General features: G+C 64.5%; 15 protein-coding genes and 1 tRNA gene. 7 read left to right on the top strand and 9 right to left on the bottom strand.

Annotated features, from left to right (window positions below; translation table 11 throughout):
- Window positions 1-26: 26 nt before the first annotated feature.
- Window positions 27-1,028 carry a P1 family peptidase gene (locus tag KJP30_RS10480; protein WP_218449084.1) on the top strand — a complete coding sequence of 334 codons (1,002 nt, stop codon included), beginning with the start codon at window positions 27-29 and terminating at the stop codon, window positions 1,026-1,028.
- 1 nt (window position 1,029) lies between these two features.
- Here KJP30_RS10480 and KJP30_RS10485 read toward each other — a convergent pair whose 3' ends face one another.
- Window positions 1,030-1,824 carry an SseB family protein gene (locus KJP30_RS10485; protein WP_218449085.1) on the bottom strand — a complete coding sequence of 265 codons (795 nt, stop codon included), beginning with the start codon at window positions 1,822-1,824 and terminating at the stop codon, window positions 1,030-1,032.
- Entirely contained in the window at window positions 1,821-2,402 is a 582-nt protein-coding gene (locus tag KJP30_RS10490) for a uracil-DNA glycosylase family protein (protein WP_218449086.1), read from the bottom strand. Before KJP30_RS10490 ends, KJP30_RS10485 begins: the two co-directional genes overlap by 4 nt.
- Window positions 2,403-2,523: 121 nt before the next feature.
- On the opposite strand from KJP30_RS10490, the gene KJP30_RS10495 reads away from it, so the two are divergent.
- The 4 genes from KJP30_RS10495 (at window position 2,524) to KJP30_RS10510 (ending at window position 6,352) form a co-directional block, all read left to right on the top strand.
- Window positions 2,524-2,868 (top strand): ArsR/SmtB family transcription factor, encoded by a 345-nt coding sequence (locus KJP30_RS10495; RefSeq protein ID WP_218449087.1) that lies wholly within the window; start codon window positions 2,524-2,526, stop codon window positions 2,866-2,868.
- The gene (locus KJP30_RS10500; protein ID WP_218449088.1) at window positions 2,861-3,886 is read left to right on the top strand and encodes a permease; all 1,026 of its coding nucleotides are present in this window, start codon (window positions 2,861-2,863) and stop codon (window positions 3,884-3,886) included. The genes KJP30_RS10495 and KJP30_RS10500 overlap by 8 nt, the downstream gene beginning before the upstream one ends.
- A gap of 149 nt (window positions 3,887-4,035) precedes the next feature.
- On the top strand, window positions 4,036-4,695 hold the full coding sequence (locus tag KJP30_RS10505) for an ABC transporter ATP-binding protein (protein ID WP_218449089.1): 660 nt from the start codon (window positions 4,036-4,038) through the stop codon (window positions 4,693-4,695).
- The gene (locus tag KJP30_RS10510) at window positions 4,673-6,352 is read left to right on the top strand and encodes a KpsE/RkpR family capsule polysaccharide export protein (RefSeq protein WP_218449090.1); all 1,680 of its coding nucleotides are present in this window, start codon (window positions 4,673-4,675) and stop codon (window positions 6,350-6,352) included. Before KJP30_RS10505 ends, KJP30_RS10510 begins: the two co-directional genes overlap by 23 nt.
- 15 nt (window positions 6,353-6,367) lie before the next feature.
- Here KJP30_RS10510 and KJP30_RS10515 read toward each other — a convergent pair whose 3' ends face one another.
- The gene (locus KJP30_RS10515; protein WP_218449091.1) at window positions 6,368-7,060 is read right to left on the bottom strand and encodes a nitroreductase family protein; all 693 of its coding nucleotides are present in this window, start codon (window positions 7,058-7,060) and stop codon (window positions 6,368-6,370) included.
- Window positions 7,061-7,208: 148 nt separating this feature from the next.
- Between KJP30_RS10515 and KJP30_RS10520 the strand changes: the two genes are divergently transcribed.
- A tRNA-Ser gene (locus tag KJP30_RS10520) sits at window positions 7,209-7,298 on the top strand.
- A gap of 147 nt (window positions 7,299-7,445) precedes the next feature.
- Window positions 7,446-8,714, top strand: a complete 1,269-nt coding sequence (locus KJP30_RS10525) for a DUF6538 domain-containing protein (RefSeq protein ID WP_218449092.1) — start codon at window positions 7,446-7,448, stop codon at window positions 8,712-8,714.
- Here KJP30_RS10525 and KJP30_RS10530 read toward each other — a convergent pair.
- From KJP30_RS10530 to KJP30_RS10555, 6 genes are all read right to left on the bottom strand, one after another.
- Window positions 8,696-8,893, bottom strand: coding sequence for a hypothetical protein (locus KJP30_RS10530; protein WP_218449093.1), 198 nt, complete (start codon window positions 8,891-8,893; stop codon window positions 8,696-8,698). The genes KJP30_RS10525 and KJP30_RS10530 overlap by 19 nt on opposite strands.
- Window positions 8,894-8,960: 67 nt before the next feature.
- Window positions 8,961-9,293 carry a DUF2190 family protein gene (locus tag KJP30_RS10535; RefSeq protein ID WP_218449094.1) on the bottom strand — a complete coding sequence of 111 codons (333 nt, stop codon included), beginning with the start codon at window positions 9,291-9,293 and terminating at the stop codon, window positions 8,961-8,963.
- Between the two features lie 2 nt (window positions 9,294-9,295).
- Window positions 9,296-9,514, bottom strand: coding sequence for a phage head-tail joining protein (locus KJP30_RS10540; protein WP_218449095.1), 219 nt, complete (start codon window positions 9,512-9,514; stop codon window positions 9,296-9,298).
- Between the two features lie 2 nt (window positions 9,515-9,516).
- Window positions 9,517-11,301 carry a prohead protease/major capsid protein fusion protein gene (locus KJP30_RS10545; protein WP_218449096.1) on the bottom strand — a complete coding sequence of 595 codons (1,785 nt, stop codon included), beginning with the start codon at window positions 11,299-11,301 and terminating at the stop codon, window positions 9,517-9,519.
- Window positions 11,291-11,476, bottom strand: a complete 186-nt coding sequence (locus KJP30_RS10550; RefSeq protein WP_218449097.1) for a hypothetical protein — start codon at window positions 11,474-11,476, stop codon at window positions 11,291-11,293. Before KJP30_RS10550 ends, KJP30_RS10545 begins: the two co-directional genes overlap by 11 nt.
- Window positions 11,473-12,855 carry a phage portal protein gene (locus tag KJP30_RS10555; protein ID WP_343222761.1) on the bottom strand — a complete coding sequence of 461 codons (1,383 nt, stop codon included), beginning with the start codon at window positions 12,853-12,855 and terminating at the stop codon, window positions 11,473-11,475. The genes KJP30_RS10550 and KJP30_RS10555 overlap by 4 nt, the downstream gene beginning before the upstream one ends.
- Between the last annotated feature and the right edge of the window lies 1 nt (window position 12,856).

Genomic DNA, 12,856 nt, shown 5'->3' on the forward strand with positions numbered 1-12,856 from the left:
TTCCGGCCCATGGCCACTGTCCCGCCATGCGACCCGGACCAAAGAATCTCATCACCGATGTGCCCGGCCTGCGGGTCGGGAACGCCCAGTGCCCGCGGATCAAGTCCGGGACGACGGTGCTCACCTCGGATGCCCCTTTTGCCGCCTCTGTCGCGGTCATGGGCGGGGCCCCCGGCACCCGCGAGACAGACCTTTTGGCCCCCGACAAATCGGTGCAGGCGGTGGACGCACTGGTCCTGTCGGGCGGCAGCGCCTTTGGCCTTGCCGCCGCACAGGGAGTCATGGATGCGCTGCACGCGCAGGGTCGCGGGCTGGAGGTGCTTTCCGCGCGCGTGCCCATCGTCCCTTCGGCCATCCTGTTCGATCTGCTGAATGGCGGCGACAAGACATGGGATGAAAATCCCTACCCCCGGCTTGGCCGCGAAGCTCTGACCGCCGCAGCAAGCGATTTCAGCATCGGCAGCGCAGGCGCGGGCATCGGCGCCCAAACTGCGCAACACAAGGGCGGGCTGGGCTCGGCCAGCCTTGTGCTGGACGATGGAACCACCGTCGGCGCCCTTGTCGCGGTAAACCCGATGGGCAGCGTAACCACGCCCTCGGGTCGCCATTTCTGGGCGGCCCCTTTCGAGGTTGATGGCGAATACGGCGCGCTTGGTCCCGACCTCGCGCCGGGATTGGCCCTGCCGCCAAGTCGCAAGGCCGCGGCCATGGCCTCACAGGGCAATACGACCATTGCGATCGTTGCCACCGATGCCGCCCTTTCCAAGGCACAATGTCAGCGTGTGGCCGTGGCGGCCCATGACGGGATCGCGCGAGCCATCCTGCCCGCGCATTCGCCAATGGACGGGGACCTTGTTTTTGCCGCAGCCACAGGCGCACGCCCGGTCGATGAGGCAGGTGTCCAGATCACCATGATCGGACATGCCGCCAGCCTGTGCCTCGCGCGGGCCATCGCCCGCGGCGTTTGGGAGGCGCGACCGGACCCCGGCGACACGCTGCCCACCTTTCGGGACAGCCTCAGGCAATAGCCTAGCGCAGGATCGGCGGCTTTTCGGGGTCCGCCCCCGGAGCCAACCGCTCGACGCGGTTGGGCGCCTGCGGCTCGGGAAGGTCGAACCGCAGGGCAACGCGGGCCAGTTCCGCAGTCAGGCTGTCGCTGTCCGACAAAAAGGTTACGTCCAGCGCCCCGGCTTCCAGTCCGGAAAAGACCAGCGCCTCGTTGATCGCCCCCGCCAGCGCATGTTCCGCCCCCGGCACAGCGCCGGTCAGGCCAAGCAGATGGCCGCGTGACCCGTCCTCATAGACCACTTCGGCCAAATAGGCCTTGCGGGCCAGCCCGGCCCCCGTCGCCAGACGGGCATCCAGCGCGGTCACAAGACTTTCCGGCACACGCGGCGTGCGCACCTCGACAGGGCGGGCCTCGGCTTGTTGCGGCCCCTGCCCAAGGGTTTCCGCCAACCAGGCCAGCGCCTCGGGCGGCAGGAGGATCTGCGAGGGAGCAACCTCAAGGTTGAGCGCCAGTCCAATGCCCTGTCCGGCCAGCATCCCAGCCAGCGCGCGCCCCGACAGCGCGGCATAGGGTACGACACGGCCAGCAAAGCCTGACAGCCTGTCCTCACGATCGAACCCCAGAACAAACCGCGCATCGCCAAGGTCGAACAGCTCGGGCGCAATATTGTCTCCACGCGGCTCTTCGGTCAGCATCAGGAACAGCTCGGACGTGGCCAGACGGTCATAGAACCGCAGGCGCGCGGCATCGTCTTCGGGCGCGGCTTCCATCGCGGCATGGGCGCGATCCAGTTCCGTCAGGATGTCTTCGGTCATTGCAGCACCTCCGCGACACGTGTTCGCAAGACCGGCAAAAGTTCGGCCTCGAACCAGGGATTGCGTTTCATCCATGCGGTATTGCGCCAAGAGGGATGCGGCAAGGGGATCGCGGCGGGCGAAAAGTCGCGCCAACGGGCAACCGTTTCTGTCACACCGGCCTTATGGCCCAGATGCCATTTCTGCGCATAACCACCGATCAACAGCGTCAGGCCGATGTTTGGCAAGGCCTGCATGACCTGTTTCCGCCATGTCCGCGCGCAGATAGGCGGTGGCGGCAAATCCGATCCCTTGCGATACCCGGGAAAGCAAAACCCCATCGGAACGATTGCGACGCGGCGATCATCATAGAAGGTTTCGCCATCGATCCCCATCCAGTCACGCAAGCGGTCTCCGGACGGATCGGTGAACGGCATCCCCGAGTGGTGCACCTTCATACCCGGTGCCTGCCCGGCAATCAGCAACCGGGCACTGCCGGACGCCCGCAGCACGGGCCGTGGTTGATGCGCCGTTTCGGTGGCCGCAAAGCGATCGGTGCAGAGGCGGCAGGCGCGGATCTCTTGCAACAACTTGTCCATTGTCGGGAACTTACCCGTGAGACGCGCCAGGCGACAGGGCGCGCATCACCGCGCGCGCCACATTTCGACAAGTCTAGAAATAATGCTTGCCAGAGCCAATCATTTCGACAAGTCTAGAAATATGAAAATGAATGATTCCCGCCCCCTCTCCGTCGAAGTGGCTGCATCGAAATTCGCAGCCCTTGGGTCCGAACAACGCCTTCAGGTGCTTCATGCCCTTGTCCGTGCCGGTCGCGAAGGGCTTAGCATCGGAGCGCTGGGAGATCGGACCGGCATCACCGGCTCCACCCTGACGCACCACCTGAAAATCCTTTCTGCCGCTGGCCTTGTGACACAGGCGCGGCAGGGACGGTCCACCATCTGTGCGGCTGCCGACTATTCCGAGGTCGAGGCCCTTTCAGAATATCTTCTGCGTCAATGCTGCGCGGATGCCACCACATGCCACAAGGACATTGACCATGGCTGATACCACCACAACAGCGTCGCGTCGCCTGCCGCAGATCTCCAAGGTCTGGCTTGCCAGTGCCGCGCTACTGGCGCTTGTTGCCCTGCTGGACTGGCCTCAATTTGGCGAAACCCTGCGATTCGCCGCCGATGCGCTTCTGGGTACGGCACCCTTTATTCTTTTTGCGGTTCTGGCGGTGGCCTACATGAAGGCGACCGGGGCCGAAACTTTGCTGGCCAAGGCTTTTGAAGGGCGTGAAACGCGCATGATCGTCTTTGCGGCCTTGCTGGGCGGGTTATCGCCCTTCTGTTCCTGCGAAGTGATCCCTTTCATTGCCGCCCTGCTGGCTGTCGGCGCGCCTTTGTCGGCGGTCATGGCGTTCTGGCTGGCCTCGCCGCTGATGGATCCGGCCATGTTCCTGATCACCGCTGGCACTCTGGGATGGGGGTTTGCAGTGGCCAAGGCGGGTGCCGCCGTCGGCTTGGGATTGCTGGGAGGTTTTGGCACGCGCGCCTTTGCCGACAGCGCCGTGTTTCGTGACCCACTGCGTGAAAAACCGCAGGTGGGTGGCTGCTGTGGCGTGAAGAAACCCTTTCAAGGCAAACCGGTGTGGCAGTTCTGGAAAGAAGCTGATCGCACTGCGACCTTCCGCGACAGCGCGATGGACAACGCCATTTTTCTGCTGAAATGGCTGACACTGGCCTATGTGATCGAAGCGCTGATGATCCACTACGTCCCGGCGGACATGATCGCCGGCGTGTTGGGCGGCACTGGCTTTATGCCGATCCTGTTGGGCGCGCTGGTCGGTGCACCGGCCTATCTGAACGGCTACGCCGCTGTCCCGCTGATTGATGCGCTGCTGGCCCAAGGCATGGCCCCGGGCGCGGCAATGAGCTTTGTGGTTGCCGGCGGCGTCAGCTGCATTCCCGCGGCAATCGCCGTCTGGGCGCTGGTCAAACCCCGTATTTTTGCCGCCTATCTGGGCTGGGCGCTGATCGGAGCATTGGTGGCGGGCATGGCCTGGGGGCTCATCGCCTGAATATCTTGATTAACTGTTGCAAAGCCGGGCCTCAATCGAGGCCCGGTTTGTTTTTGTTTCGCCAACCCGCCATAATGTGAACAAATTATCTACCTAGTTGTCCCATACACCAGTTCACAAGGGATCCAAGGCACAACCAGGGCACCCAGATGTTAGAGTTCGACATGGTCAGCAAGTCCTTCTGGACAGGGGCCCAGCGCAAGGTGATCCTTGACCGGGTTTCTTTTCGTGTCGACCTTGGGGAATCCCTTGGAATCTTGGCCCCGAACGGCACCGGCAAATCAACCGTCATCAAGATGATGGCCGGACTGGAAAAACCCGATGAGGGAGAAATCCGGCGCGGCTGCCGTGTGTCATTCCCGCTGGGTTTCATGGGCGGCGTGGTCTCCAAGATCTCGGCGAAGGAAAACGCCCGTTTCATCGCCAAACTCTATGGATTGGATCCCGATTACGTGGAATCCTTCTGCCGCTGGCTTTGCGATCTGAAGGAATATTTCGACCAGCCGATCGGCACCTATTCATCCGGGATGCGGGCGCGGTTCACTTTTTCGCTGATGCTGGCGCTGGATTTCGACATGTACCTGATCGACGAAGGCATGCCAAACTCGACCGATGCGGGGTTCAACAAACGCGCCGGCGACATTCTGGCCGAACGGCTGCGGACCACGACGATCATCATTGTCAGCCACCAACCAAAGGTGCTGGAAAAATTTGCCCGCAAGGCGGCCGTCCTGATGGACGGCAAGATGCATATGTTCGACACCCTTGAAGAAGCGAAGCGGCTCTATGACTATGAAACCCAAGGCTAAGAAGTTTCGCATCCGGCGCTCTCCGACGATGACGCCCGACACCGCGGATGAAGGACGCCCGCCGGTTCAGCCACAGTCCCCGCCGCCATCTTCGCCTGTCCCGCAACAACCGACACAGGCCGCAGCAACCGGCCGTCCGCAATTCTCGAACACGGGCGACACCGCCAAGGCCCAGAGCGGCGAAGTGTCCTCTGCCCGCGAGGTCGCGGGCGAAACGGATCTGGACTCGATCCGCGCCGAAGGATTGACAGGACGCCAGTTGCGCATGGCTCGGCGCGTGGCAAACAAACACGGGCTGGAGCCGACCTCGGATTTCGATGCCGTTCGGCTGCTCCGCGAACGCGGGATCGATCCGTTTCAACGCACCAACATGTTAGAACTGGTGCAGGCCGAACCGGATTCGCGCGCCCAGCCTCAGCCGTCCCGGCCCGAGCCGAAGATTCAGCTGCCGCAGACCGTGAAGGTCGAAAAAGCCCAACTGCCCTCGACCGAAACCATCAGCCCGGCAGAGCGGCGCGCTGCCGAGATCCTGCAAATTCAACGCGAACTGGCCGCGCGACGTCGCAAGAAAATGCTGCTGCTGCTTATGCGGCTGGCCGCCTTTGTCCTGCTGCCGACGGTTTTGGCCGGATATTACTTCTACGCCGTTGCGACGCCCATGTATTCGACCAAGTCCGAGTTCCTGATCCTCAAGGCCGAGAATTCCGGTGGCGCCATGGGATCGCTGTTCTCAGGTACACAATTTGCGACCAATCAGGACGCGATTGCTGTGCAATCCTACCTGACGTCCAAGGACGCCATGTTGCGACTGGATCAGGATGAGGGATTCAAATCGCATTTCACTCAAGGCTTCATCGACCCGATCCAGCGGCTGGACGCCGAACCCACCAACGAAGAGGCCTATGCCCTTTACAAGCGGCATGTCCAGATCGGCTATGATCCGACCGAGGGTGTGATCAAAATGGAAGTCATGGCGGCCGACCCGGAGGTCGCCGCCGATTTCTCTCGCGCGCTGATCGGATATGCCGAGGAACGGGTGGACAACCTGTCTTTCCGCAAACGCTCGAACGCCGTCAAAGATGCGCAAGAGGGACTTGCCGATGCCGAGGCTGCGCGCCGCGAGGCACAGGAAAAGCTGGTCCGCATGCAGCAAGAGGGCAACGTGGTCGACCCCGAGGGGCGCATCGCGGCGCTCCGCTCGCAGATCAACACTTATGAACTGCAACTTCAGGAAAAACAGCTTCAGTTGCAGGCGCTTTTGGACAACTCCCGGCCGAACAGCGCCAAGGTGGACGGCACCGAAGGTGACATTCGCCGGCTTGAGGCGCTGTTGGTACGCCTCAACAACGAGATGACCACCGCCACCACTGGCAAGGATTCCCTGGCCGAAGTGGCGGTTCAGATCAAGCTGGCCGAGGCGGATCTGGCCACGCGCGACCTGATGCTGCAAACGGCGCTGGAACGACTGGAACAGGCCCGCCGCGATGCCGACAGCCAGGCTCGCTACCTGACGACATCGGTCGTGCCCGTCCCGTCGGAAGACCCCAGCTATCCGCGCAAGTTCGAAAATACGATCCTTGCTTTCCTCATCTTCGGCGGCATCTACCTGATGATCTCGCTCACCGCCTCGATCCTGCGCGAACAGGTGTCCAGCTAATCCGCTGGCAGCGGATCAATCCGCCACGGTCAGGATCTCGTCCAGCGGCTTCTTGATCTTGGCCACGGCGGGCACGGTCGCTGTATCAGACGGGTGGCCCACGGCAATGATCATGACCGGCTTTTCCGAATCCGGGCGTTTCAGCAACCCGTTCAGAAAGCGCATCGGGTTGGGCGTGTGTGTCAGCGACACCAGCCCGGCATGATGCAACGCCGCCAAGAGAAAGCCGGTGGCGATGCCCACGCTTTCCGGCACGTAGTAGTTCTTGAACCGGGTGCCGTCATCGAACGCGCCGTAACGCTGGGCAAAGACCACGATTAACCACGGCGCAATCTCCAGATGCGGCTTTTCCGGCCCGGTGCCGATGGGTTCCAACGCCTGCAACCATTCGTCGCCTGCCGCCCCGTCGTAAAACCGTTTCTCCTCTTCCTCGGCGGCGACGCGGATTTGCGCCTTGATCGCCGAGTTCGAGATCGCCACGAAATGCCACGGCTGATGGTTTGCACCCGACGGCGCGGACCCCGCCGTGCGAATGCAATCTTCGATCACGTCGCGGGGGACCGGACGGTCGCAGAAATCCCGCACACTGTGGCGGCGTTTCATGTGGTCGTAGAACGCCCGCGCCGCCTCGGCCATCCGCGTATCGCTCATGTCCATCCGGTCCGGCAGGTCCAGCGCGGTATAGGTCAGCTTCTCCTTGGCGAACATTCGATCCCTCCTGTCGTCGTTTTCCGGCCAGTGGGACCAAGGGACGACCCGGATGCAAGCCCCATTCCGGTATTGGACGGGCTTGATGTCATCAACCGGTCGGAATGCCTCTTGCAGCCCGCGCCCGGTCCTTGCTAAAGGGGTCGACGGAGAGGTGGCCGAGTGGTCGAAGGCGCACGCCTGGAAAGTGTGTAGGCGGGAAACCGTCTCGAGGGTTCGAATCCCTTCCTCTCCGCCACTTTTCGGCAATCGAAAATCCCATAAACACTTGAAAATAAAAGATTATCGCACTTAGGCACGCGGGCCGTCCGCCGTTTTTGCCTTGCTTTGTGACACATAACGTTGCACAATCTGATCCACGGGGCATTCGCACGGGGTTCAGCCGATGACGATCTACAGACGGGGCAACACCTACCATCTGCGCAAGCGCGTGCCGCTTCGCTACGGGTCCGTAGAGGACCGCAAGATTGTGGGAATCAGCCTGCACACCGACTCCGCGTCCGTTGCCCGGACCAAGGCGGAAGGCTTGTGGCAGAACCTCATTGAAGGCTGGGAAGCCAAGCTGGCAGGCGACACGTCGGACGCAGAACGCCGCTTTGAGGCGGCGCGCGAGCTGGCGGCCGTGCGGGGCTTCCGCTACCTGCCAGCCACCAAGGCGTCGGCCCTGCCGACCGAAGAGTGGCTGGCGCGCGTGGAAGCCGTGCCAGAGCGCAACGGCAAGCCGGACATGAAGGAAGCGGCCGCGCTCTTTGGCGGCGTGGAAGAGCCGCCTATCACGGTGACCCGGGCGCTGGAATTGTATTGGGGGCTTGCGGCCGACAGGTCGCGCGGCAAGAGCGAAGATCAGCTTCGCCGCTGGAAGAATCCGCGCAAGAAAGCCGTGGCCAATTTCATTGCCCAAGTGGGCGACAAGCCGCTGGCCGAGATAACCGGCGACGACATGCTGGCCTTCCGGGACTGGTGGATGGAGAAGCTGGAAGAGGACGGGCTTACGGCCAATTCCGCGAACAAGGACTTGATCCACCTTGGCGACGTGCTGAAGACCGTGAACCGCATGAAGCGGCTCGGGCTGGTGCTACCCCTCACGGACTTGTCGCTGAAGGAAGGCGAAGCGCAAACCCGGCCGCCGTTCTCCACGGATTGGATACGCGACAAGCTCTTGGCCCCGGGCGCGCTGGACGGGCTCAACACGGAAGCCCGGTGCATCGTGCTTGGCATGGTCAACACCGGATACCGGCCGAGCGAAGGCGCGGCCCTCACGGCCGCCACGATCCGGCTGGACCACAAGGTGCCGCATATCTCGATTGAGCCCAACGGCCGCCAGCTCAAGAGCCAATACGCCCGCCGCGTCATACCGCTGGCGGGGGTGAGCCTAGAGGCGTTCAAGGAATGTCCGCAGGGCTTCCCGCGCTACAAGGACAAGCCGGGCCTCTCGGCCACGGTGAACAAGTATCTGCGGGCAAACGGGCTCATGGAGTCGCCCAAGCATGTGCTCTACAGCCTGCGCCATAGCTTTGAAGACCGGATGCTTGCGGCGGGGGTTGATGACCGGATCAGGCGAGACGTGTTCGGCCATCGCCTGACCCGGGAACGCTATGGCAAGGGGGCCAGCCTAGCGCATTTGCTGAAGGTCGTTCAGCAGGTGGCACTCTGACCGGCGACGGCCCGGGCGCGGGCCAGAATGTCGTCGGACATGAGGGCTTCGGCGTCGGCCACTTCGGCTTCGGCCCGGCGGAAATGCAGGGCATAGGCCGGATTCTTGGGCTCGGCCATGACCATGCGCGCGATCTTGGCGCGGGCCGCCTTCAGGCGTTCAAGGTGTTGAAGGTCCATCGGGATACCCGGGACGGACGCTCACGGGCTGCGTCGGGTTGCCGGGCTGGTCAGGCCCGCTTGATGGTCAGCCGTCCAGCCGCACGACAACGGATGCGGACGGGTTGGCGGCGGCCGTGACGGCCACGCCGATGCGGTCATTCGCGCCGGTATCGTCGTCCGTCGTGACCACGCCATTCGCGGCGTCGAAGTAGAGCACGTCGCCCACGGCCACGGCGTCGGTGGACACCTTGGGCAGCGTGAAGCACCCGACGGTCACAAGGTCGAGGTCCGCGCCGCTGGCGGCGTCGCCAGCCGCCACGCCGATCAGTGCGCCGATTTGCACGATGCTGCCAGAGGTGATCGCCCCGGGCGCGGTCAGGGTGAGCGTGTCACCCGGTTGGACGTAGTTCGTCGCCATGGTCAGAGTCCTTTCGAGGTTCTGAAGAGGATGGTGGAAGGCGGCCGCCGGGTGGCGGCCAAGATTTCAGCGTCAAGCGCGGCAAGGGCGCGGGCCATTTCGGTGTCGGAGCGGTATTCCACCTCTTCGCCGTTCTGGTCCCGCACGCGCCGCACGCCGCTCGCCCGCGCCGTCATGAGCGCGTCACGGGCGGCCGTGAGCTGGGCGAGCGTCAGGGCCATGCTCAGGCCCCGGCGTTGCGGTATGCGCCCCGGTGATCCACGGCACCGCAGCCGAAGTCGAGCACCACACGAAACTCCCGGCCGAGCGTTTCCCAGCCGTCGCGGCTGGCGAGCTGCGGCCCGGGCGCGCTGGACAGGTAGGCGTATTCCAGCACCGGGGCCGTGGCCGGGTCACCGAAGACCCACCATTGCGGGCCGGTGATACGCGGCTCCACCAGAAGCGACAGCTTCGTGGCGTAGACGTTCACGTCGTCGGTCGTGGCCGGGTAGATGCTCGCCAGCAGCTTTTCGGCGGCGCTTTCGGACTCCGGCCCCACCAGCAGATACTTGGGCCGGACGTTGACCGGCGTCTTGCCGTCAAGGCCCTTCTGCGTCCGCATGGCGAGCCGGGCGGCGTCCAGCGTGGCCTGCACGCCCACGTCGCCCAGCCCATCGCCAGTGCTGGAAAGGTTGCCATGATCGGCGTGGAAGAGGTTCTTGCCGTCCGACAGCTTCACGCCGCCGCCGCTGTTCGCGGTCAGAAGGCCAATGAGCTGCGCCGCTTCGGTCTCGGCCGCCGCGCTGCCCATCATCTCGGCCCAGCGGCCGAAGGCCCCCAGATCGTCGTTGATGATCGCCTTGCGGGTCAGGCTGAACATTCCGCCGAAGGTTTCGAGCGAATAGCCTTCCTTCGTCTCGCCCGTGGTCATGGCCTTGATTTCACCATGCTCCGAAACCTTCTGAAGCCCGGAAAACTCGGCCACCTTCAGGATGGACAGGGCGCGGAAGTCCGACGCCGTGCGCTGGCGGGCCAGCGTCTTCAGCACCGACTCAGCACGTTGATAGGCGTTCGTCAGCACGCGGTTGCCCGCGCCGGTCAGCAGCTCGGGGAAGTCGCTGGTGCCGTGCATGGCGCGCGTCATAAGCTCTTCGCGGCCCATCATGCCCACACGCTCGCCCGCCCGGGTCAGAGCGTCGCGGGCGAGGTCTTCCAGCCCAAGGCCCATGTAGGCGCGGGCTTCGTCGCTGGGGGCGTCGCCAGCCATGCGGCAGGCCAGAGCTTCGGTCTGGCGAGTGGCGATGACGGCCGGGTCTTCGTTCTGCGGCGCGGCCGTGCGGATGGTGGGCGCGGTGCGGGTGGCGCGGGCGGTCACGGCCTCTTCCCGGCCGGACTCGCGCACGTCGTCGTCCGTCAGCTCTTCGCCCGCCTCTTCCATACGGGTTGCCCATTCCTCGGGCAGATTGTGGGCCGCCCGGACACGCTGGATCAGCGCGGCGCGGTCGGTCGTTTGGGTATCTTTCGGCACGTCGGCCTCCTCTTGATGCCGCACGGCCGCGTTCGGGTCGGCGGGGTTGCTGGTCAGGGTGACTTCGGAAAGAGTGATGCGCTTGGCGGTCTTGGTCCGCATTGCGCCGCGCTTCCCGAGGGTCCATCCGGCGACGCGGTAACCGATGCTGACGCCGGAAAGGGTTCCATCCGCGATCCGTTGCCCGACGGGGGCAACATCTTCGGCAGAGGAAAGCCGCATGTCGGCTTCAATGGCGGCGTCCACGCGCCGGATGGATACGGTTCTGCCCAGAACGGCCCGCACAGTGCGGGTGTTGTGCGAGTCGAGTACGGGCAGGTTTTGCGCCACCAGATCGAAGGCGTCCGGGGGCAGGATTTCCAGATACGGCCCTTGCGCGTCATGGCGCGTGACGGCGTGAGCCGTGGCGATGACGGCCGAGAACGTCCGGGTTTCCGGGTCGAAAGAGTTCACCCGCACTTCGGCCGAGCGCGTCAGGTGTTGAGGATCGTCAAGAGGCAAGGCAGGCCCTCCATTTGCGGAACACTTCGGTTTCACGGGCCATGAGCTTGCCCGTTCGCGGGTCGCGGATGACGCTTGCGCGGGACAGGTCCATGGTCAGCCGCTCAGGCGCATCGGCCGGGTGCGGCACGTCGGCAGCGGACTGGCGGACGATCTTGGCAATGTCGGGCTTCATTCGCTCGCCCCCTTGGGCCAGCCATCGGCAGCGATTTCCGAGTCCAGGTCTTCTAGTGCCCAGCCCCGGGCGGCCACGGCCTTGCGGCGGCTGGTCAGTCCGGCTTCAATCTCTGCCACGGTCGCTTGCGTGTCCTTCAGCGGGTCCACTTGCTGCCATGCCGGGGGCAGCCACTCGGCCCGGTAGGCGCGCGGATCGGACTCGTAGTCGGGCGCGTCCAGCGCCCCGGACAGCACGCCCCATGCCACCACGCGCCGCCAGATCGGGTTGAGGAGCTGGGGCACGAAAACGCCATACTGGACTTGCTCGCACCGCTGGCGAAAGGGCAGCAGCCCGGCGCGCAAGCTGGAATAGTTCGCGTCGCTCAGGTCGCCGTCCAGAAGGTGCGAGGGCAGCCCGAGCCCGGCGGCGAGCTGGCGCAGGTTGAGGCGCAGGAAGGCCCCCAGCTCTTGCGCCTGCGCCGGGCTGTTGAATTTCACGTCCAGCCCCGACGGCAGCCGTTTCAGCGTGCCGGGCTCAAGGCCGGACTCCATGATGCCGCCCGCTTCGGTGCCGTCGTAAGGCTCGCCCGCCGTGCCGTTCATGTCGGTCAGGAAGCCCGCGTGCATTGCGGCCACTTTGGCTCCCATCAAGAGGGCGTCGCAGAGCTGGTCGAAGTCGGACGCGGACAGGATGACGGGGGCCAGCCACGACACGCCCCGGACTTGCCCCGGGCCGAGCGGCTTGAACACATGAAGGATTTCCGCCGCCGGGATGCGGACCGGCGACGCGGACGTGGCGAATGTATCGGTGGGCTTGGCGGGCAAGACCCAATAGGCGGCCCGGGTGCCATCGGCGGCAAACTCCACGCCCGAGACGATGTAGCGGCCGTCGGCCAGTTCTCGGGTCAGAGACTCGTCCACCAGCTCGGGCGGCAAGAGGCGCAGGCGCGGCCCCTCGGGCGTGTCGAGGAGCTGCACAAAGGCTTCGCCGTCCACGACAAGGCACCGGGCAATCTCGGCCTGAAGGCCCCATACGTCGGTCCGGCCGTCGGCGTCGGCCTCTTCGCCCCATTGCGTCCAGAGCCCCGCCAGCCCGGCCCGGGTGTCAGCTTCGCGGTGCTGGGGCGTCGGGTTGATGCCCGTGCCCGCCAGCGCGCCCACCCAATTCGCCACGGCTTGAGAAATCCAAGGGTTGTTTGCGGCCAAATGACGGGCGCGGACGCGCAGCACTGGCCCGGACAATACCGTTTCCGTCCCGTGCCGGTGATAGATGCCCATCCCCGAGCCGCGCCGCCCATGCACCCCCGTCACGGCGTCAAAGCCTGCACGCTGGGTGTGACGTGCCCGAGGCCGAACGGTTTGGGCAGGAATAGTGAAGAGGCGCGACAGCAGGGACACG

Source organism: Antarctobacter sediminis, from assembly GCF_019218285.1.
GTDB lineage: Bacteria > Pseudomonadota > Alphaproteobacteria > Rhodobacterales > Rhodobacteraceae > Antarctobacter > Antarctobacter sediminis.

Bases quoted from the DNA above. Each gene is read 5' to 3' on its own strand.
- KJP30_RS10480 (WP_218449084.1), top strand. From the start codon at position 27: ATGCGACCCGGACCAAAGAATCTCATCACCGATGTGCCCGGCCTGCGG.
- KJP30_RS10485 (WP_218449085.1), bottom strand. From the start codon at position 1,824: ATGACCGAAGACATCCTGACGGAACTGGATCGCGCCCATGCCGCGATG.
- KJP30_RS10490 (WP_218449086.1), bottom strand. From the start codon at position 2,402: ATGGACAAGTTGTTGCAAGAGATCCGCGCCTGCCGCCTCTGCACCGAT.
- KJP30_RS10495 (WP_218449087.1), top strand. From the start codon at position 2,524: ATGAAAATGAATGATTCCCGCCCCCTCTCCGTCGAAGTGGCTGCATCG.
- KJP30_RS10500 (WP_218449088.1), top strand. From the start codon at position 2,861: ATGGCTGATACCACCACAACAGCGTCGCGTCGCCTGCCGCAGATCTCC.
- KJP30_RS10505 (WP_218449089.1), top strand. From the start codon at position 4,036: ATGTTAGAGTTCGACATGGTCAGCAAGTCCTTCTGGACAGGGGCCCAG.
- KJP30_RS10510 (WP_218449090.1), top strand. From the start codon at position 4,673: ATGACTATGAAACCCAAGGCTAAGAAGTTTCGCATCCGGCGCTCTCCG.
- KJP30_RS10515 (WP_218449091.1), bottom strand. From the start codon at position 7,060: ATGTTCGCCAAGGAGAAGCTGACCTATACCGCGCTGGACCTGCCGGAC.
- KJP30_RS10525 (WP_218449092.1), top strand. From the start codon at position 7,446: ATGACGATCTACAGACGGGGCAACACCTACCATCTGCGCAAGCGCGTG.
- KJP30_RS10530 (WP_218449093.1), bottom strand. From the start codon at position 8,893: ATGGACCTTCAACACCTTGAACGCCTGAAGGCGGCCCGCGCCAAGATC.
- KJP30_RS10535 (WP_218449094.1), bottom strand. From the start codon at position 9,293: ATGGCGACGAACTACGTCCAACCGGGTGACACGCTCACCCTGACCGCG.
- KJP30_RS10540 (WP_218449095.1), bottom strand. From the start codon at position 9,514: ATGGCCCTGACGCTCGCCCAGCTCACGGCCGCCCGTGACGCGCTCATG.
- KJP30_RS10550 (WP_218449097.1), bottom strand. From the start codon at position 11,476: ATGAAGCCCGACATTGCCAAGATCGTCCGCCAGTCCGCTGCCGACGTG.